This window comes from Bacillus cereus group sp. MYBK5-2, assembly GCF_051915685.1.
GTDB lineage: Bacteria > Bacillota > Bacilli > Bacillales > Bacillaceae_G > Bacillus_A > Bacillus_A cereus.
In genome coordinates this window covers 1,467,158-1,490,229 of sequence record NZ_JBQAFE010000001.1, presented here as the reverse complement: position 1 = coordinate 1,490,229, position 23,072 = coordinate 1,467,158, and the positions used below count along the sequence as shown (strand labels likewise).

The following is a 23,072-nucleotide window of genomic DNA, read 5'->3' as shown; positions in this document are numbered from 1 at the left end:
ATCGGTAGATTCCCTACTCCATTTTTTAAGCTTACTTCACCACAAACCGCGTCTGACTACACCCATCCTTCTGCTTCGTTACTTCTAATACAGCTGGCATTGCGTTTTTCAGCTCTTGAACGTGTGAAATGACACCGATAAATCGTCCTGATTTTTGTAAGTCAATTAAGGCGTCTACCGCTTTCGTTAATGATTCTTCATCTAATGAACCGAACCCTTCATCGATGAACATCGTTTCGATGGAAATACCACCTTCATATGCTTGAATGACATCTGCCATTCCTAGAGCTAAGCAAAGTGATGCGTTAAATTTCTCTCCGCCGGATAATGTTTTTACATCGCGCGTTTGGCCAGTGTATGCATCGTACACATCTAAACCTAATCCACTTTGACGGTTTCTTTTTTCAACTCGCTCACTTCGTTTTAAATAAAATTGTCCATTTGATAATTTACGTAGTCGTTCGTTTGCGATTTGAACGATTTGTTCTAAATACTCAATTAAAATGTAACGTTCAAATGATATACGACTTTCGTTATCACCTTTCATTACTTCATATAAATCAACAAGTTCTTGGAAGGCTTTTTCTTCCTCGTGAATTTGTTCGTCAATACGTCTAATGTTTTCATGTAAATCCGAAATATATGTTACCGCATTTTGCGCACGTTGACGTTTTTCTTTAATGATATCGAGATTAATTTCTAGTTCTTTTATGTGTTCACCTAAAGATGTAATATCCATATACTCTTTATCTTTTAATTCTGAGTTTAACTCTTCGATTTGTTTTGCAAGCACTTCAAGCGATGAATAATAACCTTGAATTTCTTTTTGTAACATCTCCATCTCGGCATCGCTTAATTTGGCTTCTTTATACGTGAATTCATCTGTAAACCCACTTTGTTCTAGCTCTTTCATAAAGCGTGCGAAAGTCTCTTCTTTCTTTAATTTTGCACTTTCAAATTGATTAGAAGCACCTTTTTGTTCTGCTTGAATACGTATATTTTCATTTTGCCAATGCTGATACGCTTCCTGGACTTTCTTCCATTCGTCCTCCATTAACCTAAGTTCCTGCATAGCTTGGTCAAACTGTGCTTTCCAAGCTTGTACTGTTTGTAAGTTTTCTGGAATATTTCGTTTATCATGTTCATATGACGTACGAAGTTGCATACACTCCATTTCTGTACGGTGCTGCATTGTTTCCACTTCTCGTTTTTGTTTCTGAAGTTCTTCTATTTTTTCTTCTACGCTTTTCATGTTCGCAGCAATCTGCTTACGTGTTTCTTCACTTGCTTTTAACGTATTCACGTCTGCAGCTAATTGTTTTCCTTTTTGAACAAGTGCACTATATGTTTCAGCTAATTTTTCCGAATTGTAGCCGCGCTTCACAACTTCTTCTATCACTTGTTCATATTGTAGTCGATAGAAATTCCATTTCTCCTCTACTTGCACATGTAATTTTTCAGCAATGTTCTTCTTATCTCTTAAATTGTTTAACTCTTTTTCATCGATCGCATTACTTTGCTCTGTAGCTTTTTGCGGATGATTCGTACTACCACATACCGGACAAGATTCACCGTCATGTAAATGAAGAGCTAATATACCAGCTTGTTCACTTAACCAGCGGCGCTCCATGTTTTCATATGCACGAACTGCCACTTGCACTTTATTAGTTGCCGCTTCTTTTTCTTGCTCGAATTTTTGTTTTTCTTGCCAAACATCATATGCTTGCTTTAAAACTTTTGCATCTTCTCGCATATTCGTTAGTTCTTCTACTTTAGCTACATATTGCTCAAGTGCTTGTTCTAATTGCTGCAATTCATCAGACATTCTCTGTTTTTGGTTTGTATGCTCTTCTAGTTGTTGATCTAACTTTTGCATACTTTCTTTTAATTTCCCTATTTGAATTTCGGCATTTTGTAAATTCAGCTTTCTCTCAGCTAATGATTCAATGATTGCTTGTAACTCTTCTAATCTTTGAACAAGTTTTTTAGCCTCTTCTCGTTCAGCTTCTTTATTCTTTACTACTTCATACTTCTCCTTAGCAAGTTCAAAGCTGTTCATTATCTGTTCTTGTTTGACAATTATCTGTTTTAACAAACTTTCAACTTTCTGCTCATTTTCCATCGCTTCTTCATACCATTGTTCAAATGGTAATAAGCGCTTTGCTTGTTCCGCACGTTTAAAGGATTTTTCTTTCCTTTCAATTGCTGCACGGTTCTCTTGTAAAGTGTTATATTTCTCATTCTTTTGTTGTAAATCTATAAATTTCTCATTTATAGATTTTGCTGCATGAAAACGTGTTTCTGCATCCTTTAATTGCTTCGTTTGAACATCTTGTTCTACTTGTAATTGCTCAACCTCTGCTTTATACACGGTTGTTTCTTGTTCTAACGCTTCTACTACTTGATGCGTATTTACATGTTCTTGTGCCACTAATGTCTCTAATAATGCTCCATCACGGATTGGTAATTTAAAAACATTACGGAAATAGAGCTCTCTCTCTTTTTGTTTTTCTTGCAAGACATCTTTCCATTGTTTTCTCTTTTGATCAAGTAACTCACGCATTAATTTATAACGATCCGTTTTAAAAATACGACGTAAAATCTCTTCTTTGTTTTCCGTCTCAGATGTTAATAGTTTTCGGAATTCCCCTTGGGGTAACATAACAATTTGGCTAAATTGATGTTTACTTAACCCAATTAAATCTTCCACTTTTTTGTTTACGTCTGTTACATGAAAACGATCGACGGCTGGAACGTTTTCTCCATCAATAACTTCATATAATTCTACTGCATGTCCTGTAATGGTCTTATTCCCTTGTTTTTTATGTCCAAGTTGTCGTTTTATTTCATAGCGTTTCCCTTTTAACTGAAAGGTTAATTCAACACTTGTATAAACATTATCATCAGCAAATTGACTTCGAAGCATGCTCGTATCACTACGTTCTTCTCCACTAGCCTCACCATATAACACATAACAAATCGCATCAAAAATCGTTGTTTTTCCAGCTCCCGTATTCCCAGAAATAGCGAAAATACGATGTTCTCCAAGATCTTCAAAATCGATTACTTCTTTCTGTTTATATGGCCCGAATGCTGTCATAATAAGCTGAATCGGTCTCATCCTCGTTCACCTTCCCGTTCTTGCACTGTTTGTAATACATCTATAAATAGGCGTTCTTTCTCTTCTGATAAATCTAACCCTTTCATTTCTTTATAGAAAGCCTTTAAAAGAGATAAATCATCCGTTTTATGTCTTGAAACCGTTACTTCATTTGTATCTGTGAGTTCTCGCCTTTGCATCGCTCTTTCAACGTGCATTGCATTTGGATATACAGATCGTATTTTCTCCATTGGCTGTAAGACAGGGTTTTCGTCTAATAATTTTACAAATACGTAATCTTCACTTACTGGGTGCTGTAATAATTCATCTATTTTCGCTTCTACTGTTCGCATTTTACGACGTGGTGAAAGTAACCTTTTTTCAATTGCTACTTCACCAGTTTCATTCAGTTCTACAATGTAATAACCTTTTTTATGTTTCTCTTCAGAAATTGAATAGGCAAGTGGTGAACCTGAATATCTAATGGTCTCATTACGTACGAAATGCGCTTGATGTAAATGTCCAAGCGCTGTGTAATGAAACTTATCAAAATAATGACTATTTACATATTCAGCACCACCAATTGAAAGTGGTCGTTCTGCATCACTTGTATTCTCCTCCGCTTCTCCTGAAGAAGTTACAAATGCATGTCCAACAAATACATGTCTAGCTTCTTTATCCATCGTTTCAGAGAGCTCATTCATAAAAATGCGCATCGCATCATCATGAGAACGTACGTCTTCATTTTTCAACACGTGTCTAACTATGCTTGGGTCTGCATACGGTATTAGATGGAAGTGAACCTCTCCATATTCATCATTTAGTACAACAGGTTCGTACGGGAATTGAAATTGACCTGCAATATGTAATCCTTGTTTTTTCATTAAACTACTTCCAAAATGGATACGATCCGGACTATCATGATTACCAGCTACTGCAATAACTGGTGTTTGTAAATCAATAACTATTTTTTGCAGCACATCATTTAATAAGTCTACTGCTTCTGTAGGTGGAATTGCTCGGTCATATAAATCCCCTGCAATAATTACAGCATCTGGTTTTTCTTCTTCAACAGCCTGTACAAACTGATCTAATACAATCTTTTGGTCTTCAGTCATATACACGCCATGAACAAGCTTTCCTAAATGCCAATCCGCTGTATGAAATAACTTCATATTTTTCTACTCCTTTTAATTTACTGATTTTAGTGAAACGAGTTGATAGTTTATTGTAGTTTTTCCGTTCTCCCACTCTAGCTTCAATATCGTTGCACTTCCAATTCTTTCTTCATTTGATTTATATAAAGGCAATATTTCTTGAACTGTAAATAAGTGATAACCATCCAATATTAATTGAAATATATTTTCTTCAATATGTAATCTTACTTCTTTTTCATTTGAAATAATTTTTGTGTGCATCTCAAATTTCATGATAGATACAACCCCTTTTTATAATCTCTACATTTTAATAGTATAGTGGCTATGCAAGATTGACAAGTACATACACAGCAAAGTACACACTTTTCTATTGTTATATGCTTTATGTATTTTATATAAAATACGGTATGTGAAATTTTATATTTTCCCCAAAATAAAAATGCCTATTGTGACATCTTTATTTTTGTATAAAGTCTTTCATTACATAATATAAAACGGTAATTAAGACGATTGCGACGAAAAATGAGAACACTGCGACAATGTAGCCATCTTTATTTAATAAAATACAGAATGAAATAGATATTATAAAAATCGGAAATACGAGACGTACTTTATCCTTCACTTCTTCTGTCGTATCTGTATGATGAAAATACTGCGTTATTCCTATCATTAAAAAAGACAAAATAATAACCGACAATAGTAAAGGTCCTGGCATTCCGATTTCTCCTTTCTCTATTTCTAATTCAGTGTAAAATTTTTTATTACAATTGTACGATTTATTTTTTCTTCAAACACACTTTTAGAATTGATAATGAACATTTCACACCTATATAATAGCGCTTTTATCATTATAACTTCAAATAATTACACTTACAGTAATGTTGTAATATTCCCCCTCAGTCTCTGAAATCCTGCAAAGATAACTCGTCAAAATATGCAGTGACCAAATTAATATTTACCGTCAACTTTTGACAAAATTTATAAAGGACATTTCAGTACATATCAAGAATTAAGAATAAGAAGATATGTAAGGGAGGATGCATTATGACTGAACAAGTTTTATTTTCTGTTAGTGAAAACGGCGTTGCGACAATTACTTTAAACCGTCCAAAAGCACTTAATTCTTTATCTTATGACATGTTACAACCTATCGGACAAAAACTTAAAGAGTGGGAACACGATGAGCGTATTGCACTTATCGTGTTAAAAGGAGCTGGCACAAAAGGTTTTTGTGCAGGCGGCGACATTAAAACTCTTTATGAAGCGCGTTCCAATGAAGTGGCATTGCAACATGCAGAACGTTTTTTTGAAGAAGAGTATGAAATTGATACATATATTTATCAATATACAAAACCGATTATTGCTTGTTTAGATGGAATTGTAATGGGCGGTGGTGTCGGTCTTACAAATGGTGCGAAGTATCGCATTGTAACTGAGCGTACGAAATGGGCAATGCCAGAGATGAATATCGGCTTCTTCCCAGACGTCGGAGCTGCATATTTCTTAAATAAAGCGCCTGGATATACAGGACGATTCGTTGCTTTAACAGCATCTATTTTAAAAGCTTCTGACGTATTATTTATTAATGCTGCTGATTACTTTATGACATCTGATTCATTACCAGAGTTTCTTACTGAACTTGAAAGTGTAAATTGGCATAAAGAAGATGATGTACATACTAATTTAAAAGAAGTTATTCGTACATTTGCAACTGCTCCAAACTTAGAAAGCGAGCTTGCTCCTTCATTAGAAGTAATCAATTCACATTTTGCTTTCGATACAATTGAAGAAATCATCCATTCATTGGAGAAAGATGAAAGTTCCTTTGCTCTAAAAACGAAAGAAACACTGTTATCAAAATCCCCTATTTCACTAAAAGTAACATTAAAACAGTTTATTGATGGAAAAGATAAATCCGTTGAAGAATGTTTCGCTACGGACCTTATACTTGCTAAAAATTTCATGAGACATGAAGATTTCTTCGAGGGAGTACGCTCCGTTGTCGTTGATAAAGATCAAAATCCGAATTATAAATATAAACAGTTAAGTGACGTTTCAGAAGAAGATGTGAATCGTTTCTTTAACTTACTTAATGCATAAAATGAAATTGTCATGAGGGGAGGTTTTGTTCATCCCCCACCTAACTTCTTTTCTTCAGCTAAATCTTGTGCGGTGAAAATCTTACTACCCGCAAATAGCGGTATAAAATCGAGGCTATATAGTAGTGTAATTACAGCTACTATATAGTCTTTTCTATTTAATTATTTTTAATAAAATTTAATTTTATTAAATCCATTTTTGTGCTACACTGATTTTAATCAAATATTCTAAAAATAAAAAGGAGGGACGGCTATGATAGAAAATTATCTTCTTTTCATCATTATGTCTATTTGCCTCATCATTTTACCTGGTCCAGATACAGCAATGGCTACGAAAAATACATTGGTTGCTGGTAAAGTCGGTGGAGTGAAAACAGTGTTTGGTACATGTATTGCACTATTAATTCATACTTTAGCTGCTGTAATTGGTCTTTCTGCACTTATTGTAAAGTCAGCTCTTTTATTTTCTATTTTCAAGTACGTTGGGGCTCTCTATTTAATATATATCGGTATTAAAGCCCTTTTAGCAGTAAGAAACAAAGAAAACTTAGATACAAATGATCTATCTTTGAATAATGAAAACGAACATACTTCTTGCTTTCGCCAAGGATTTCTTACAAATTTATTAAATCCTAAAGTAGCAGTCTTCTTTTTAACTTTTTTACCACAATTTTTAAATCCAAATCATAATACATTTATCCAACTTCTTGTAATGGGCCTTACTTACCTCGTTTTAACAGTCATTTGGTTTGCATTTTATATATTTTTAATTGATAAAATTAGTGCTTTTATGAAAAAACCGAAGACGCAACGTTATATTCAAGGGCTAACAGGAGTCGTCCTAATTGGATTTGGTATTAAACTAGCTTTTGAAAAAAATAATTAACAAGACGAAAACCACCACTATTAATAGTGGTGGTTTTCATCTAATAACTGATTTGGTTGTTTACTCTATATTAAAACCAGCGCTCAGTTACAACTTTTTTACGTGTATAGAATTGAACGCCATCTGTACCATTTGTACCTAAATCACCAAAGAATGAAGCTTTATTTCCTGCAAATGCGAAGAATGCCATTGGTGCTGGAACGTTTACGTTTACACCAATCATACCAGCATCGATGTTATCACGGAATGTTTGTGCATGTTTACCATTTGACGTATAAATAACCGCACCATTTGCAAATTTAGATTGATTTGTTAGTTTAATACCTTCTTCTAAATCTTTAACACGTACAATACTTAATACTGGAGCAAAAATTTCATCTTGCCAAATTTTCATTTCTTGATTCACGCCATCAAAGATTGTCGCACCTACAAAGTAACCTTCTCCAACTTCTTCATTAATTTTACGGCCATCTACTAATAAAGTTGCCCCATCTGCTACACCGCTATTAATATAGCCTAAAACGCGCTCTTTATGAGATTCACGGATTAATGGTCCAACATAGTTATCTTCGTTAAAGCCATCGCCTACTTTTAATTTTTTCGTTTCTGCTACTAATACATCAATAAATTCATCAGCAATTTCATCCACTACTGCTACTACTGAGCATGCCATGCAGCGCTCTCCACTACTTGCAAATGCAGATCCAATTACACCTTGTACTGTTTTCTCAAGATTGCAATCTGGCATTACAATCGCATGGTTTTTCGCACCTGCTAACGCTTGTACACGTTTTCCGTGTTTCGTACCTGTTTCATATACGTAACGAGCTACCGGCTCAGAGCCAACGAACGAAACAGCCTGAATATCTTTATTTTCTAAAATGCTATTTACAACATCTTTTCCGCCTTGCACTAAATTTAATACGCCTTTTGGGAAACCTGCTTCATAGAATAATTCTACAAGTCGCTCCGCTAAAAGTGGCGTTCTTTCAGATGTTTTTAATACGAATGTATTACCGCAAGCAATTGCAAGTGGGAACATCCATAACGGAATCATCATCGGGAAGTTAAACGGTGTAATACCAGCAACAACTCCGATTGGGTATCGCCAAATCGATCCATCAATTCCGCTAGCGATATTCGGAAGTGCTTGACCCATCATTAAATTTGGCGTAGATGTTGCAAGTTCTACCGCTTCAATACCACGCTGTACTTCACCTGTTGCATCCGTTAGCGTCTTACCATTTTCTAGCGTAATGATTTTTGCAAGCTCATCTTTGTTTTCTTGTAATAGCTGTAAATATTTATATAAATTTCTTGAACGATTTGGAACTGGTACTTTAGACCATGTTTCGAATGCTGCTTTTGCCGCTTCAACAGCTTTTTCAACATCTTCTTTTGGAGATAGTGGAACGTAAGCGATAATTTTTCCAGTCGCTGGATTTGGAACTGCTTCTACTTCCGTACCTGTCGATTCAACCCACTCACCGTTAATGTGATTTTTTACTCGTTTAATTTCAGTTGTAATCATTGTATTCTCTCCTTTGTATAATTTATTTTTGATTAGAAATTAATTGCTCGCTAACTTTCTTATATAAAGCAGCCATATCATTTTCACCATATCCAGCTTGACTCGCTTCGTCATATACGTTTAATAACATTTCGCTTACCGGTAAATGGAGTTCGCTTTCCTTAGCTAAGTCAACTGCAAATCCTAAATCTTTCTTCAATAAGTTCACAGTAAATCCTGGCTCGTAGTTTTCAGGTGCTATAAAACTTTTATAATTACGTTCATAAATTCTACTTTGACCGTAACTTACATTTAAAATATCAAACATTTTATCTAAATCCATATTGTTCTTTTTCGCTAATGTTAAAGCTTCACTCACACCAGCTGTATAAAAACCAATTAATAAGTTATTAATTAACTTAACAGTTGTACCACTATCAATCTGCTCACTAACGTGGAAAATGTTGGCGCCTAGTACGCCCATGATAGATTCCGTTTTCTCATATACGTCTTTTGATCCACCAACCATAAACGTTAATGTACGGTTTTCGGCTCCGATTACACCACCGCTCACAGGTGCTGCTAAAAAGTCTACTTTCTTTTCCTTTGCAGCTTCCTCTAACTGTTTATTTAACTGCGGCGATACCGTACTTGTATCAATGAAAACTACATTCGAGTGACCATTTTCAAATAATCCTTCTGCTCCAAAATATACCGCTTCAACAGCGCGAGGTGAAGGTAAACTTGTAAAAACTACATCACATGTTTCTGCTAGTTTTGAGATTGATAGACCGATAATTCCGCCTTCTTTTTCAAAGGACGCTTCCGCCTCTTTATTTAAGTCCACGCCATATACTGTGTAACCTGATTTAACTAGATTTTTTGACATTGGAAGGCCCATGTTACCTAAACCGATAAAACCAATCTTTTTCATATCGCTTTCCTCCTATTTACACAATATATTTCCCACGATTTATAATAGCTTTCGCAATTTCTCTCTTCTTCGTAAATACGTTCGTGTATAAAGGCACTAATAATTGACGGATTTCAGCTAAAATCACATGTCTATCTTGTTCTTCTGTGACAGCTGCTGAAAGTACAGAAATCGTCGCTTCTTCTACTTTACGGTATCCTTCTTCACAAATAACATCCGTTATTAATTGCTTCGTACGTTCTTTTTCCTCACCATTTTTACGTACCGCTTTTCTCGTACGTAAAAACGCTGATTCCATGACGTACACGTCCGTCAACATATTTGAAATTACACGTGAATATTCTTGTTCTTGGTCAATTTTTAGGCCTGGAGTTTTAGAGAGCGTTTTCAAAGATTGTTTCAACAATTTTTTCGCTAATAAAATGTAACGATGGTTTCTTTCTACATTTGCTACATCACTTTCTACTTCAGTATCTTCTAATTGTTCGATTTGCTTCATTAGCATTTTAGCAACTGTTAATCTATTAATTTCGTTCGTTCCTTCAAAAATACGACTAATTCTAGCATCACGATATAATCGTTCTACCTCATACTCTTGCATATAACCGTAACCACCATGAATTTGTACAGCTTCATCTACGATATAAGCAAGTGTTTCAGAAGCATTTACTTTATTCAGTGCACATTCAATTGCAAATTGGGACATTTTCTTCATTAGATCTTCATCGCTCTCATGAATTGCTTCATCGATTACACCTGCCGTACGATAAGCTGCACTTTCGGCTCCATATGTAGCAATGATCATATTTGCAATTTTCTCTTGAATCATCGTAAAGTCTACTAATTCCGTTTGGAACTGTTTTCGCTCTTTTCCATATTGAACCGACAAACCAATTGCTTGTTTTGCTGTTCCAATATTTCCAAAAGCAAGTTTAAGTCTAGCAAAGTTAAGAATATTAAGGGCTACGTGATGCCCTTTCCCAACTTCCCCTAAAACATTTTCAGCAGGGATGACAACATCTTCTAAAATAAGAGTCGCTGTTGAAGAACCTTTAATCCCCATTTTCTTTTCTTCTAATCCAATAGATACACCTTCACATGTTCTTTCGACAATAAACGCTGTCATTCCTTTATTTGTCTTCGCAAAAACAACGTATACATCTGCCATATGAGCATTTGTAATCCATTGCTTCTCACCATTTAACTTCCAAGCTGTTCCCTCTTCATTCAATACGGCGCTTGTTTTTGCACTTAATGCATCCGAACCAGCATTTGGCTCTGTTAAAGCATAAGCCCCAATCCATTCTCCCGATGCGATTTTCGGTAAATATTTTTCTTTTTGCTCTTTCGTTCCATAATATATGTAAGGCAATGTACCGACACCAGCGTGTATATTAAAAGAAACGCTAAACGCACCAGCGTAACCCATTTTCTCTGCTACAAGACCTGAGACAGCCTTTCCTAACTCGAACCCACCATAATCTTCTGGTACCTCAATGCCTAATAATCCAAGTTCCCCAGCTTTCTCAAATAATTGACGAGAAACTTTATAATTATGTTGTTCAATATTCTCCATTTGTGGAACAATTTCTTGTTTAACGAATTGTTCTGTCGTTTTTGCGATTAAATCTTCATCACCTGAAAAATCTTCTGGTGTAAAGTAAGTATGATTTATATCTTTATTAAGTGAAAAAAATTCATCCCATGGTAACTTCGTTTTCTCCATATGTATCCCCCTATCATTCGGCTTTCATAGCTTTTTGCTTATGCTCGTCTACGATGAGTGGAATATCTTTTTTGAAAATAGAAGGCGATGATTTTTCACATCAAGCATTTTATTTTGCCAAAGATGTATTTTCATCGCCTTCGCTGCTTTATCTATTGATCTTCTGATAATACTGTTTTTGCAATACCAGTATCTAACTCTTCAAAGTCATGATATGAAATTGTTTCGTATAATTCACTTCTCGTTTGCATATTAGAAAGTGCATCTTTTTGAGAACCTGTTTCTTTAATTAAAGCAAACACATTTTCATACGCTTTCGCTGCAACGCGAAGTGAAGTTACAGGATAAATAACCATTTGGAAACCCATATTCGCAAATTCCTCTGCACTATAATATGGAGTTTTTCCGAATTCAGTCATATTCGCAAGCAAAGGTGCATTTACCTTACTATTAAATAGACGGAATTCTTCCTCTGATTGAAGCGCTTCAGGGAAAATTGCGTCTGCACCTGCTTTTACATATGCATTTGCTCTTTCAATTGCTTCATCTAATCCTTCAACGCCACGAGCATCAGTACGTGCTACAATGTATAAGCTCGGTGCAACTTCTTTAATCGCTTTAATTTTTTGAACCAATTCTTCTGTAGTAACAAGTTTCTTACCATTTAAATGTCCACATTTTTTTGGTAATTGCTGATCTTCAATTTGGACAGCTGCTACTTTCGCTTCCACCATTTCTACAGCTGTTCTCGCCACATTTAGTACACCACCAAATCCTGTATCAATGTCAACAAGAACAGGTAAGTCTGTAGCTCTTACTAAATCTCTTGCTCTCTCAGCCACTTCAGTAGACGTCACGATACCTAAATCTGGTAAACCTTTACTTGCAGTATAAGCAGCTCCTGATAAATAAAGAGCTGAAAAACCTGTATTTTTCGCAACAAGAGCTGCCATTGCATCATGAGCACCTGGAATTTGCAAAATTTCATTTGCTTCTACTAAAGCTCGGAATCGATTCGCAAGCTCCTCTTGTGTTGACTGCTTTTTCACAACCCAAGCCATTCTAAATTCCCCCCTATTATTAAATTAAGAATAGATCTACAAATTCGTTTACATTCATATTTTCTAGTTTTTCTTCATTTAAACAAACTTCATGAATTTGTTCTTGTTGCTTACTAGAATAATGACCTGCCATATTTGCAGTGAATTTTTGAACAACTTTTGGAATTGCTTCGTCTCTACGGAAGCGGTGACCAAGCGGATATTCACATTCCACATTTTCTGTTACTGTGCCATCTTTAAAGTGAACTTGAACAGCGTTGGCGATTGAGCGCTTGTTCGGGTCAAGGTAATCTAAACTGTACTGTTTGTTTTCAACAACAACCATCTTATTACGTAATTCATCTACACGTGGATCGTTTGCTACTGCATCTTCATAATCGTCTGCAACGATATCTCCTTTTAATAAACCAATTGCCGTAATGTATTGTAAGCAATGATCACGATCAGCTGGGTTATTTAATGGACCTTCTTTATCAATAATACGAATTGCTGATTCATGAGTTGTAATTGTAATACGGTCAATTTCATCTAATCTCTCTTTAATTTCCGGATGCAACTTCACTGCACATTCTGCAGCCGTTTGTGCATGGAATTCTGCTGGATATGACACTTTAAATAATACATTTTCCATTACATATGACTCTAGTGATCTTGCTAATTTTAATTCTTGTTTATTGAATAATACATCTTGGAATCCCCATCCTGGCGCAGATAATGCTGTTGGATAACCCATTTCACCTTTTAGAGCAGTCATTGCAAGATGAACACCGCGGCTCGTTGCGTCACCTGCAGCCCATGATTTACGTGAGCCCGTATTTGGAGCATGACGATATGTACGAAGACTAGAATTATCAATCCACGCATGTGATAATGCATTAAAGATTTCTTCACGTGTTCCGCCAAGCATTTTCGCAACTACTGCAGTTGTTGCTACTTTTACATATAATACATGGTCAAGACCAACTCTGTTTAAGCTGTTTTCTAAAGCAAGCACGCCTTGAATTTCATGTGCTTTAATCATCATTTCTAATACTTCACGTACTTTTAAAGCTTCTTTTCCTTCTGAAATACGAACACGGCTAATATAATCTGCAACTGCTAAAATTCCGCCTAGGTTATCAGATGGATGTCCCCACTCTGCTGCAAGCCAAGTATCGTTATAGTCTAACCAACGGATCATACATCCGATATTAAATGCACCTTTTACTGGATCTAGTACATAAGACGTACCTGGTACACGTGTACCATTTGGCACGATTGTTCCTGGCACAACTGGTCCTAGTAATTTCGTACATTCTGGATATTGCAGTGCTAAAATTCCACATCCAAGTGTATCAAGTAATACGTAACGAGCTGTACTGAATGCTTCTGCACTAGTAACCTCTTTATTTAATACATAATCGGTAATCTCTTCTAATAATGCATCTTTTTGCTTAATTTCATTTGTTTTAATCATGCTATTCTTCCCTTTCTGTCGAAAATTCGTTATTATTAATGATGGGTGTCGGTCAAACACCCATCTGGCGGGCGGCGCTAACAACTCCCCAGTTGTTCTTATTTACTAAGTACATGTCGCTCGCCAATATAATTTACACGAGGACGGAACAAACGATTATTTGCATGTTGCTCAATAACGTGCGCACATAATCCCACTGTTCTAGAGCTAAAGAAGATTGGTGTGTAAAGTTGAATTGGAATACCTAGCATCCAATATACTGGAGCTGCATAATAATCAAGATTTGGATAAATTCCTTTTTCTTTTTCCATAATCTTTTCTCCAGCTTCACACATTTCATATAGTGTATAATCACCTTTTACATCACATAACTGTTTTAAAGCTTCCTTCATCATAAGTGCTCTTGGATCCATCTTCTTCATATAAACACGGTGTCCAAAGCCCATAATTTTTTCTTTGTTATATAGTTTCTTCTGTAATAACTCTTCAAATTTCTCAACATTACCAGCTTCTAAAAGCATGTACATAACCGCTTCATTTGCACCGCCATGTAAACTTCCTTTTAAAGATGCAACTGCACCTGTTAAAGCACCGTATAAATCTGATTGTGTTGATGCAATAACGCGAGCTGTAAATGTAGAGTTTGGCATTTCATGCTCACTATATAAAACAAGGGAACGATCAAAGATCTTTTCCTCAAGTTCAGTTGGTTTTTTACCAGTTAACATATAGAAGAAATTCGCACTATAAGATAATTCTTTAAGAGGTTCAATTGGCTCCTCATTATTTAAAATATGATAGCTATTCGCTACAATGTTTGGCACTTTACTTAACAGCTTGTACCCTCGGCTTTTATTCACTTCTAACGAGCGGTTTTCGATATCATTATCGTAACCAGCTAACGCTGACACACCTGTACGTAATCCATCCATGGGATGCGTCTCTTTAGGCAATGCCTTTAGTACGTTGAATACACCTTCTGGTACTGCATATTCTTCTTTTAATTTCTTTTCAAGTGTTACTTTTTCATCTTCATTCGGTAGGTGTTCCTCCAATAAAAGGTGCACAATGTCTAAATACTCTTTTGTTTTTGAGAGTTCGATTAAGTCATACCCTTGAATTACAATTTCACCTTTTACTGTGTCAAGAAACGAGATTTTCGTCTCCGCTGCCACTATACCATCTAATCCCGGGGAAAATTTCTCTTCAGCTTTCATCATTATTTCCTCCAATCCTAATAGATCTTCGTGCACATAACTGTAAGCCTTTACAATATTGTGAAACTACATTTCTATTTCAATGTATCAGAGTTTTTAGAAGATTTCAATTTATTTTATAATGATAAGTTTCCTACACTTTTCTTACTGTAACAATACAATTTTTTGAAAATAATTCTTATATTTTATAAAGAAAGGATAGACTTCTTTGCGTATTTTCAAAAACAAGATATAAAGATTTTTCATATAACACCGCCAAATATACAATTATTCTAATTTTATTTGAGAAATAGAAAAAACGAGCTGTACATAAATACAGCTCGTTACTATATGATATTTATTTCACTATCTCTTAAATATAATTTTTATATAAAACTTATTCATTTTTAATAAAGTTATTATTTTACATAATTAAATTGAATTTCTTCCATTTCCTCATGATAACTTACAAATAAATCATAGTTTTGAAAATACCAAAGATCATCAGAATCTACAAAAAATATAATACCTTCCTTCTCAACTGACACTATTTCGCCATCGGGTTTCTCAGCAACAACCCCTAAAGAATATCCGGGCTGAATTGAACTATCCCCTCCGTACCTTACAGTAAAACGTACAGATTCACCGTGCTTTATACGTAATTCTTCCTGGAACCATTGCAGAGCTTTACGATCAATTGAAATTCTCATATTTATTCCTCCAGTTTACGCAAACTCTTTTTTTCCTAATCGTTGTTTTACAAAGAAGACGAAAATAATTAAGGCTATCAATGCTGAAATTGCACTCCCTGAAAATAAAATACGATAACCAAACATTTGTGAAACAACTCCAAGTAAAATAGCACCTAACCCGATTCCTAAATCAAACGCTGTAAAAAATGAAGCATTTGCAACTCCTCTTTTACTCGGATCGACAATTGTAAGCATTGCCGCTTGCAAAGCTGGCTGCGCTGAACCAAATCCAATACCGTATAATGTTGCTGCGATAATTACACCTATCAAACCATTTGAGATAGTTAAAACAACTATAGCTAAAATAGTAATACATAATGCTGGAAGTATGATGAATACTTCTCCATACTTATCTAATAGTTTCCCTGAAATTGGTCTTACAATTGTTAATGCAATTGCATATACAAGAAAGAAAGTTCCCGGGTTTACATGAATTGATGATGCAAATAACGGTAAAAAGGTTGTTATTCCTCCATATGCAAACGATAAAAAGAATACTACAATCGTGATTGTTAATACGGATTTCTCAAATAGCTGAATTTTCCCTTTTTCTTTTTGTGGCGTAAATGGGATCTTCGTTATTAATGATAATACAACTGCCATAAAAGATAACAACGTCGCTAATAAAAATAGACCATGAAATGAATAATTTTGCACAACCCATAATCCAATCATAGGTCCAATCGCCATTGCAATTGTCATCGCCATCCCATACCAACCCATACCTTCACCGCGGCGTGAATCTGGAATAATATCCGTTATTGCTGTTCCAACAGCTGTTGTAGAAACAGCCCATGTTACTCCGTGAATAACACGTAAAACAGCTAAAAGGACAATAGTCGATGCTATATTATAGGAGTACATCGTTAAGCCAAAAAAGATGAGTCCGAAAATAATAAAGGATCTTCTACCATATTGATCTAACATTCCTCCAATAATCGGTCGTATTACAACAGCAGCTATTGTAAACATCCCCATCATAAGTCCAACTTGCGATTCATTGCCACCTATCTCTTTAATAAAGAGCGGGAGCGTTGGAACAAGTAAATAAAATCCTGTAAATAAAAATAACATTGCGAAAGTCATTTGAATAAATGATTTCGTCCATAATCGTTCCATACAAATACCTCCATACACTCGTAAAATATTACGATTAACACCCTCATTGTATATTTTTTTTATCTCTTTTCCCTCCGCAAATAGACGTATCTTTTCATATTAAATAGTCCACCATCAGCTTACATTAGTCTTAAGACTTTGTACGCATATTTTAAACGAAAGTCCTATATATGTACCTTTATACGTGTGAAAAGAATATACTAATTTATTATCACAACTTAGGAGTGATTATTTTATGTGGGTATTATCATCAAGAGTAACTGTCGCGGTTCCTTCGATACCCGAAATACATGCCCCCACCGTTCATACAGCAAGTTCCGATGTCGGCATTGAACTTCCAGCAATTTGGCAACAATACCAATCACCAGGTCAAGCTACCCCTTCATTTTGGCATCATGGTGCCCATCCAAGTAGCACTACCTTTTATCATCCTAGCCACGCTCCACTACCTCAGGCTCAAGTCTTTTATCATTTCCCATCAATTTATTTTCAAAATTTTTATGGTACGTTTAACATTTAAAACACATCATTTCATAGCTACTACATTTAAACGAAAAAAGCACTTAAGATTGTAATTTTCACAAATCTTAAGTGCTTTTTAATATTTTTTATAAATTTTTCTTATTGCCCATTATTAGCAGGGGTCTCTCCTGCATTACCGCCAGTCTCTGGTTGTGTGGTCGCTGGTGGAGTTGTATTTCCTTGACCTCCTCCATTATTTGCCGGAGGTGTCGTATTTCCTTGACCTCCTCCGTTATTTGCTGGAGGTGTCGTATTTCCTTGACCTCCTCCATTATTTGCTGGAGGTGTCGTATTTCCTTGACCTCCTCCATTATTTGCTGGAGGTGTCGTATTTCCTTGACCTCCTCCATTATTTGCTGGAGGTGTCGTTCCTTGGCCATTTCCATTATTTTGTTCTTCTTGTTTCTTTTGCTCTTCTAGTTTCTTTTGTTCTTCTTGCTTCTTAAGTTCCTCTTGTTTCTTTTGTTCTTCTTGCTTTTTCAGTTCTTCTTGTTTCTTTAATTCTTCTTGCTTTTTCTCTTCTTCAGTTTTTTGCTGTTGATCTTGTTTTGGTTGCTCCGTTGTATCCGGCACGCTAGTATTTGGCGATGAATCACGTTTTTCACCTTTTATACGTAGCTCACTACCTTCTTGAATAACGCTACTTGGCATTTTAAAGCGTGATTTATCTGTAGCCATTTCGCTCATCATTTCTTTAAAGATCAACTGTGCAATTTTCGTATTTTTACTACTAATATACTCGTCTTTACCATCTTTCATATACCCAGTCCATACTGCCATCGTATATTGCGGTGTATATCCAGCGAACCAACTATCACGAGTTGCACTTTCTGGAATTTTATATTGAGCTAATTGCTTTGATGAATAGTTTGTCGTACCCGTTTTACCAGCTACATCTAAAGAGCCTACATTTGCCGATGTACCAGTACCTGATGTAACTACAGAACGAAGCATATCAGTAATCATGTATGCGGTAGAATCTGTCATAACTTGTTTTGGTTTTTGTCCAAAACTTTGTGACTTACCGTCTGGATAAACGACTTTCTTAACAAAATGCGGTTTCGTATATTTACCTTCATTACCAAATGCCGCATAAGCACCCGCTATTTCAGTTGGCGATACTTCATTTGTACCAATCGCTGTCGATTCTGTCGGTGCTGTATTAAATGTAATACCTAGTTTCTCAGAGAATTCTTTCGATTTACTAATCCCTACTTCTTTTGCAGTTTTAATTGCAGGAATATTACGCGACATTTTTAATGCTTCACGCATTGTAATTGGACCCATATGACTTCTATCTGCATTTCGTACTTCTTGTCCCGTTGAATACTTAAATGGAGAGTCATCAATTTGATGGTACGTAGCCCATTTTAAATATTCAATTGCAGGAGCGTAGTCGAAAATCGGCTTCATCGTTGAACCAGCTGCACGATCTAATTCAATTGCCATATTATGCCCTTTAAATACAGCTTTATTTTCTCCACGGCCACTACCTATAGCACGAACTTCTCCTGTTTTCGTATCCATAAATGTAAATGCACCTTGGAATTTATCGTTCGGATAATCAATGATATTATTATTTAAAATATTATCAGCAAGTTTCTGTGCTTTCGGATCTAACGTTGTATAAATTTCTAAACCGTCAGAACCGATATTAGCATCCGGTAATTCTTTTTCTACTTCTTTCACAACTGCATCCATAAATGCAGGGTATGGCATTGTTTGTAGTTGAGCTGCAGGCTTAAGCCCCTTTTCTACGTCAACTTTTGATGCTTCTTCCATTTCCTGTTTTGTTATATATCCATGTCGATTCATTAAGTTTAGAACAACATTTCTTCTTTCTGTTGCCTTTTGAACATTTTCTTTTTTCGTTGGATCATAGTTATTCGGTGCTTTCGGTAAACCAGCAAGCATCGCAACTTCTGGTAATGTTAAGTCCTTCAATTCTTTACCATAGTAGTTTTGTGCTGCTGTTGCGATTCCGTATGAACGGTTTCCTAAGTTAATTTTATTTAAGTACATCTCTAATATTTCATGTTTTGAATACTGTTGTTCTAGCTTATAAGCTAAATATATTTCTTGCGCTTTACGCTTTGGTGTTTTGTCCATTGATAAGAAGTAGTTTTTAATAACTTGTTGTGTTATCGTACTTCCACCTTGAGAACCATAATCTCCTTTAAGACTTACTAGAACAGCACGGGCAGTACCTTTAAAATCTACTCCGCTATGCTCATAAAAACGTGAATCTTCTGTCGCTAAAAATGCATTTTCTACTAATTTAGGTATTTGCTCATACGTAACATTCGTCCTTTTTTCTTTTCCATATTCATATACCAAATCCCCGTTTTTATCATAAATTTTTGAGGATAACGGATTAACAAGTTTTGCTTTCTCAAGTTTTGGTGCATCCTTAATCATTACGAAAAAGGTAGCAACCCCCGCCACTAAACCAACAATACCAAGTAATAAACAAGTAATTAAAAACTTGCGAAAGAATGATGTTTTACCTTTTGGTTTTTGTGTTTTAGAAGCTGGCTGTTTTTTCTTTTTAACTTGTCGTCGTTCCTCTCGAGAACGATAATTTTCTGACATGTTACTTTCTCCTGCCTTTCAATTCTCCCGTTGATTTACTTAAAAATATTGAGGTCACTTTCTAAAATGAATTTGATTAAGAAAGTATATTGACCTGGAGCATTCAATATTTTCCTAATTCACAGATTATAAATTTTAGAATACTTCTTATACAAACTATTTTCACTTCTATTTTTCCTAATAACGCTGCCCCTTTAAGCATAGAATGTAGAAAGTGAATTTTTAATACCTCGTATAAATAATATACCTTTTTTTCAAATGGTCAATATTTTCTTATTTATAAATCAAAGGTGAAATAAAAATAGCACAACGATATGTACTTCGTGTGAACTTCCTTATAATTACGTATAACAAACATTTAATATATTGCATATAAGTATAATACCTCTTAAATTATAAGGATTTCAACATCACAACCTCAACATCTACAAGAAATTATTAAAAATGAAAAGTGAGGAGTTGTGTAATGATGAAGCTATCTCCCGTAATTTCAAAAAATATAGTTGCTGTTGGCTACAATCCTTTTTCTATGATTTTGCGAATCCAATTAAAGAATGGTATGTACGATTTCTTTAATGTACCAGAAAGTATTTATACTGGCCTATTACATGCACAATCTAAAAGTTATTATCATAATACTTACATTAAAAATTCTTTCCGCCACACAAAAATCTAAACTTAACACCCACTAAAAAAGAAAGGAGGTTAATCCTCCTTTCTTTTAAAAACATTTTGCAGATGAATTATCTTTGATTCCTCTTATTAATTTCATCATATGCTTGAATTTGTTTTTTCAAACGCCGATCAGCTTTTTTATCATGCACTACAAGAATTGCATGTATAACTCCTGGAACCCAAAATATTAATGTTAATATGAAATTTATGATTGCCTGAATTGGTTTTCCACAAAATAATACAGCAACAGGTGGAAGAAGAATTGCTAATAAATACATCATCCCTTGAAAACTCCTTATTTTGTATTTTATATATCACTTTTCAAAATATACGCAAAAAAACCTACTACCATTTTAATCTTAACCTACCTCTAAAATCAATGTATCTCCTTCTATTTAAATAAGTATTTCAGACTTTTTATTGTTTTCTAGCCTATTTTCTTCCTCTATTGCAGTTACTCCAATTGCAGAAATTAACGTTCCTATCGCTTGTATCCAAATACCAATGAGTGCAATGATTCTCTCATCCTTCTTATCAAAAATACTATCTTCATTTTCTCTCTCATCTTTCAATACATTTGAAACACCTTGATACGCTTGTAATCCAGCCCCTAAACTTTGCATGGAGTTACCCAGTATAATAATTTTCTGTAATACATTTATATCCAACAAAGCTGCTTCTACTCCTAAAAAAGCACCGATCGATTGTAAACTGTTCCCTGTAATGATAAGATAATCATTTTCTTTCAATTGTTCATTTATATTAAAATATGTTCCTATTACATTTGATATATTGCCTAATGCTAATAACTCAATTCCTATTTGATCAAGTAATTTACTTTGATTCTCTAAGCCTATATTTTGATTTTCTCTTTTTTCTTCCCCATCATCATAATTGCTCGCAATGATTTGTAATATATATCCGAGGGCTTGTAATGAGCTTCCTACAATAACAAGATCCGATTCAACTTTCTCTTCTCCAATAAATCCTCTTGTCGTTCCAATAGCAGCTGTAAGATTCCCTCCCACTTGAAACCATGCCCCTGTCACTTTTAAACTGCTTGGATTCATTTTTATCACCTATTTAAATATTTTCTAAAGCTTTCAAAACAAACAAATCTCACCCTTAATCTTTTATTTTATTTTTTAGATGTAATTTTGTGAATGATATAATGTGCTACTAATATAAAAGCACCTTAAAGGTGCTTTTTATATGCATGCTGGGCATGTCAATGAATCTCCATTTTTATCTATTGTTATATTCAATATATATTCAATTGCTTTATGTGACCAAGTTTCAGGTGTAGGCGATTCATTTATATATTGTGGCGCACATGACTTCAGCATTGGAGTACTAATACTCCCTCCAGGATCTAAAGCAACTACAGCCATGCCATGGGGTAATTCCAGGGCCATAGATTTAGTGATACCTTCAATAGCAAATTTCGAGGCACAATATGGCGCAAGCTCAGCCTCACCTTCTCTCCCCCAACTAGAACTCATATTAATGATAATTCCTTCTTTCCTAGCTACCATCGCTGGAACAAATGCTCTTATTACATTTACTACACCATTCACGTTTACATTCATTACATTTTCGAATTCTTGAGCCGTAATTTTCCAAAGTTGTGCATTTTGATTTACAATCGATGCATTATTTATTATCATATCGGGAGCTGTATGTGTATTAAGTATATAATTTGCCCAATTGTTAACTTGCTGAGAATCTGAAACATCAATTACTTGGAAATCATGTATTTTACTGTACTGCTTTTTTAGTTCTTCAATTTTATCTTTTGAACGTCCACAACCATATATGTTCCACCCTAATTCATGAAATCGATCAACCATCGCACGCCCTAACCCTTGTGTCACGCCTGTAATAATTACAGATTTACTAATTTCTTTTCGCTTCATTTCTCTCATCCTCCTTCCCTATATCTTACTCTCTTCATTTTTATTCAGCGATTTACTATAGTATCAACTCAACTCATACTTTAGTAATGGTTTTGATATTGTATACATAAACCAAAAAAGTAACCATCATGGTTACTTTTTGCTATATATCTAAAAATTCATTGTTTATTTCATTATTGTTTTTACATTTCAACTTCTCTTTTCCACATTTCTCACACTGGTAAATATAAACTACACCTAATGTCCCTTTTTTAAAATTCTCATTATCCTGCATCTTAATAAAAATATATTTATGTTTACAATGCGATTCACCCAAATAATTTTTAAACCACTTTTTCAACACAACACATTCCACCTTTATGATAGAACCT

21 protein-coding genes are annotated in these 23,072 nt (G+C 34.9%); 4 read left to right on the top strand and 17 right to left on the bottom strand.

The window, feature by feature from the left end; translation table 11 throughout:
* Window positions 1–31: 31 nt before the first annotated feature.
* From ACTFP3_RS07940 to ACTFP3_RS07925, 4 genes are all read right to left on the bottom strand, one after another.
* A complete protein-coding gene (locus ACTFP3_RS07940) occupies window positions 32–3,121 on the bottom strand; it encodes an AAA family ATPase (protein WP_088362676.1) in 3,090 nt (1,029 codons plus the stop codon).
* Window positions 3,118–4,275 carry an exonuclease SbcCD subunit D gene (locus ACTFP3_RS07935; protein WP_000765150.1) on the bottom strand — a complete coding sequence of 386 codons (1,158 nt, stop codon included), beginning with the start codon at window positions 4,273–4,275 and terminating at the stop codon, window positions 3,118–3,120. The genes ACTFP3_RS07940 and ACTFP3_RS07935 overlap by 4 nt, the downstream gene beginning before the upstream one ends.
* Window positions 4,276–4,290: 15 nt before the next feature.
* Window positions 4,291–4,530, bottom strand: a complete 240-nt coding sequence (locus ACTFP3_RS07930) for a DUF2584 family protein (RefSeq protein WP_000667346.1) — start codon at window positions 4,528–4,530, stop codon at window positions 4,291–4,293.
* Window positions 4,531–4,714: 184 nt separating this feature from the next.
* On the bottom strand, window positions 4,715–4,972 hold the full coding sequence (locus tag ACTFP3_RS07925; protein WP_001119404.1) for a hypothetical protein: 258 nt from the start codon (window positions 4,970–4,972) through the stop codon (window positions 4,715–4,717).
* A gap of 329 nt (window positions 4,973–5,301) precedes the next feature.
* Here ACTFP3_RS07925 and ACTFP3_RS07920 point away from each other — a divergent pair, with 329 nt between their 5' ends.
* Window positions 5,302–6,357 (top strand): enoyl-CoA hydratase/isomerase family protein, encoded by a 1,056-nt coding sequence (locus ACTFP3_RS07920; protein ID WP_000139776.1) that lies wholly within the window; start codon window positions 5,302–5,304, stop codon window positions 6,355–6,357.
* Between the two features lie 252 nt (window positions 6,358–6,609).
* Window positions 6,610–7,242 (top strand): LysE family translocator, encoded by a 633-nt coding sequence (locus tag ACTFP3_RS07915; RefSeq protein ID WP_000572360.1) that lies wholly within the window; start codon window positions 6,610–6,612, stop codon window positions 7,240–7,242.
* A gap of 70 nt (window positions 7,243–7,312) precedes the next feature.
* On the opposite strand, the gene ACTFP3_RS07910 is transcribed toward ACTFP3_RS07915, so the two are convergent.
* The 8 genes from ACTFP3_RS07910 to ACTFP3_RS07875 all read right to left on the bottom strand — a co-directional run bounded on the left by ACTFP3_RS07910 (window position 7,313) and on the right by ACTFP3_RS07875 (window position 16,996).
* Window positions 7,313–8,773, bottom strand: a complete 1,461-nt coding sequence (locus ACTFP3_RS07910; protein WP_000633344.1) for a CoA-acylating methylmalonate-semialdehyde dehydrogenase — start codon at window positions 8,771–8,773, stop codon at window positions 7,313–7,315.
* Between the two features lie 22 nt (window positions 8,774–8,795).
* On the bottom strand, window positions 8,796–9,686 hold the full coding sequence (locus tag ACTFP3_RS07905) for an NAD(P)-dependent oxidoreductase (protein ID WP_000719409.1): 891 nt from the start codon (window positions 9,684–9,686) through the stop codon (window positions 8,796–8,798).
* A 16-nt stretch (window positions 9,687–9,702) separates the two neighbouring features.
* Window positions 9,703–11,412: an acyl-CoA dehydrogenase family protein gene (locus ACTFP3_RS07900; protein WP_000415992.1), complete on the bottom strand. Its 1,710-nt coding sequence runs from the start codon at window positions 11,410–11,412 to the stop codon at window positions 9,703–9,705.
* Window positions 11,413–11,564: 152 nt separating this feature from the next.
* Window positions 11,565–12,473, bottom strand: a complete 909-nt coding sequence (gene prpB, locus ACTFP3_RS07895) for a methylisocitrate lyase (protein ID WP_000312639.1) — start codon at window positions 12,471–12,473, stop codon at window positions 11,565–11,567.
* Between the two features lie 19 nt (window positions 12,474–12,492).
* Window positions 12,493–13,929 carry a 2-methylcitrate dehydratase gene (gene prpD / locus ACTFP3_RS07890; RefSeq protein ID WP_152122058.1) on the bottom strand — a complete coding sequence of 479 codons (1,437 nt, stop codon included), beginning with the start codon at window positions 13,927–13,929 and terminating at the stop codon, window positions 12,493–12,495.
* 98 nt (window positions 13,930–14,027) lie between these two features.
* Entirely contained in the window at window positions 14,028–15,149 is a 1,122-nt protein-coding gene (mmgD, locus tag ACTFP3_RS07885) for a citrate synthase (RefSeq protein WP_002041090.1), read from the bottom strand.
* Window positions 15,150–15,544: 395 nt separating this feature from the next.
* A complete protein-coding gene (locus ACTFP3_RS07880) occupies window positions 15,545–15,835 on the bottom strand; it encodes a HesB/YadR/YfhF family protein (RefSeq protein WP_001222842.1) in 291 nt (96 codons plus the stop codon).
* 15 nt (window positions 15,836–15,850) lie between these two features.
* On the bottom strand, window positions 15,851–16,996 hold the full coding sequence (locus tag ACTFP3_RS07875) for an MFS transporter (protein ID WP_152122056.1): 1,146 nt from the start codon (window positions 16,994–16,996) through the stop codon (window positions 15,851–15,853).
* 235 nt (window positions 16,997–17,231) lie between these two features.
* Here ACTFP3_RS07875 and ACTFP3_RS07870 point away from each other — a divergent pair, with 235 nt between their 5' ends.
* Complete coding sequence (locus ACTFP3_RS07870) at window positions 17,232–17,516, top strand: hypothetical protein (protein WP_088362672.1); 285 nt, start codon at window positions 17,232–17,234, stop codon at window positions 17,514–17,516.
* 101 nt (window positions 17,517–17,617) lie between these two features.
* On the opposite strand, the gene ACTFP3_RS07865 is transcribed toward ACTFP3_RS07870, so the two are convergent.
* On the bottom strand, window positions 17,618–20,110 hold the full coding sequence (locus ACTFP3_RS07865) for a PBP1A family penicillin-binding protein (RefSeq protein ID WP_440009909.1): 2,493 nt from the start codon (window positions 20,108–20,110) through the stop codon (window positions 17,618–17,620).
* A 466-nt stretch (window positions 20,111–20,576) separates the two neighbouring features.
* Between ACTFP3_RS07865 and ACTFP3_RS07860 the strand changes: the two genes are divergently transcribed.
* Window positions 20,577–20,786: a KTSC domain-containing protein gene (locus ACTFP3_RS07860; protein ID WP_000977081.1), complete on the top strand. Its 210-nt coding sequence runs from the start codon at window positions 20,577–20,579 to the stop codon at window positions 20,784–20,786.
* Window positions 20,787–20,853: 67 nt separating this feature from the next.
* Here the strand turns inward: ACTFP3_RS07860 and ACTFP3_RS07855 are convergent, their stop codons facing one another.
* The 4 genes from ACTFP3_RS07855 to ACTFP3_RS07840 all read right to left on the bottom strand — a co-directional run bounded on the left by ACTFP3_RS07855 (window position 20,854) and on the right by ACTFP3_RS07840 (window position 23,044).
* Window positions 20,854–21,066, bottom strand: a complete 213-nt coding sequence (locus tag ACTFP3_RS07855; protein WP_440009907.1) for a YqaE/Pmp3 family membrane protein — start codon at window positions 21,064–21,066, stop codon at window positions 20,854–20,856.
* 114 nt (window positions 21,067–21,180) lie between these two features.
* Window positions 21,181–21,855, bottom strand: coding sequence for a DUF6944 family repetitive protein (locus tag ACTFP3_RS07850; protein WP_001070038.1), 675 nt, complete (start codon window positions 21,853–21,855; stop codon window positions 21,181–21,183).
* A gap of 138 nt (window positions 21,856–21,993) precedes the next feature.
* Window positions 21,994–22,701 carry an SDR family oxidoreductase gene (locus ACTFP3_RS07845; RefSeq protein ID WP_000823062.1) on the bottom strand — a complete coding sequence of 236 codons (708 nt, stop codon included), beginning with the start codon at window positions 22,699–22,701 and terminating at the stop codon, window positions 21,994–21,996.
* A gap of 142 nt (window positions 22,702–22,843) precedes the next feature.
* Entirely contained in the window at window positions 22,844–23,044 is a 201-nt protein-coding gene (locus ACTFP3_RS07840; RefSeq protein WP_000915146.1) for a hypothetical protein, read from the bottom strand.
* Window positions 23,045–23,072: the final 28 nt, after the last annotated feature.

Coding starts and splice junctions, on each gene's coding strand:
- ACTFP3_RS07940 (WP_088362676.1), bottom strand. CDS start 3,121: ATGAGACCGATTCAGCTTATTATGACAGCATTCGGGCCATATAAACAG.
- ACTFP3_RS07850 (WP_001070038.1), bottom strand. CDS start 21,855: ATGAATCCAAGCAGTTTAAAAGTGACAGGGGCATGGTTTCAAGTGGGA.
- ACTFP3_RS07920 (WP_000139776.1), top strand. CDS start 5,302: ATGACTGAACAAGTTTTATTTTCTGTTAGTGAAAACGGCGTTGCGACA.
- ACTFP3_RS07870 (WP_088362672.1), top strand. CDS start 17,232: ATGTGGGTATTATCATCAAGAGTAACTGTCGCGGTTCCTTCGATACCC.
- ACTFP3_RS07875 (WP_152122056.1), bottom strand. CDS start 16,996: ATGGAACGATTATGGACGAAATCATTTATTCAAATGACTTTCGCAATG.
- ACTFP3_RS07905 (WP_000719409.1), bottom strand. CDS start 9,686: ATGAAAAAGATTGGTTTTATCGGTTTAGGTAACATGGGCCTTCCAATG.
- ACTFP3_RS07855 (WP_440009907.1), bottom strand. CDS start 21,066: ATGATGTATTTATTAGCAATTCTTCTTCCACCTGTTGCTGTATTATTT.
- prpD (WP_152122058.1), bottom strand. CDS start 13,929: ATGATTAAAACAAATGAAATTAAGCAAAAAGATGCATTATTAGAAGAG.
- ACTFP3_RS07900 (WP_000415992.1), bottom strand. CDS start 11,412: ATGGAGAAAACGAAGTTACCATGGGATGAATTTTTTTCACTTAATAAA.
- ACTFP3_RS07935 (WP_000765150.1), bottom strand. CDS start 4,275: ATGAAGTTATTTCATACAGCGGATTGGCATTTAGGAAAGCTTGTTCAT.
- ACTFP3_RS07915 (WP_000572360.1), top strand. CDS start 6,610: ATGATAGAAAATTATCTTCTTTTCATCATTATGTCTATTTGCCTCATC.
- ACTFP3_RS07845 (WP_000823062.1), bottom strand. CDS start 22,701: ATGAAGCGAAAAGAAATTAGTAAATCTGTAATTATTACAGGCGTGACA.
- ACTFP3_RS07910 (WP_000633344.1), bottom strand. CDS start 8,773: ATGATTACAACTGAAATTAAACGAGTAAAAAATCACATTAACGGTGAG.
- ACTFP3_RS07930 (WP_000667346.1), bottom strand. CDS start 4,530: ATGAAATTTGAGATGCACACAAAAATTATTTCAAATGAAAAAGAAGTA.
- ACTFP3_RS07865 (WP_440009909.1), bottom strand. CDS start 20,110: ATGTCAGAAAATTATCGTTCTCGAGAGGAACGACGACAAGTTAAAAAG.
- ACTFP3_RS07860 (WP_000977081.1), top strand. CDS start 20,577: ATGATGAAGCTATCTCCCGTAATTTCAAAAAATATAGTTGCTGTTGGC.
- mmgD (WP_002041090.1), bottom strand. CDS start 15,149: ATGATGAAAGCTGAAGAGAAATTTTCCCCGGGATTAGATGGTATAGTG.
- ACTFP3_RS07880 (WP_001222842.1), bottom strand. CDS start 15,835: ATGAGAATTTCAATTGATCGTAAAGCTCTGCAATGGTTCCAGGAAGAA.
- prpB (WP_000312639.1), bottom strand. CDS start 12,473: ATGGCTTGGGTTGTGAAAAAGCAGTCAACACAAGAGGAGCTTGCGAAT.
- ACTFP3_RS07925 (WP_001119404.1), bottom strand. CDS start 4,972: ATGCCAGGACCTTTACTATTGTCGGTTATTATTTTGTCTTTTTTAATG.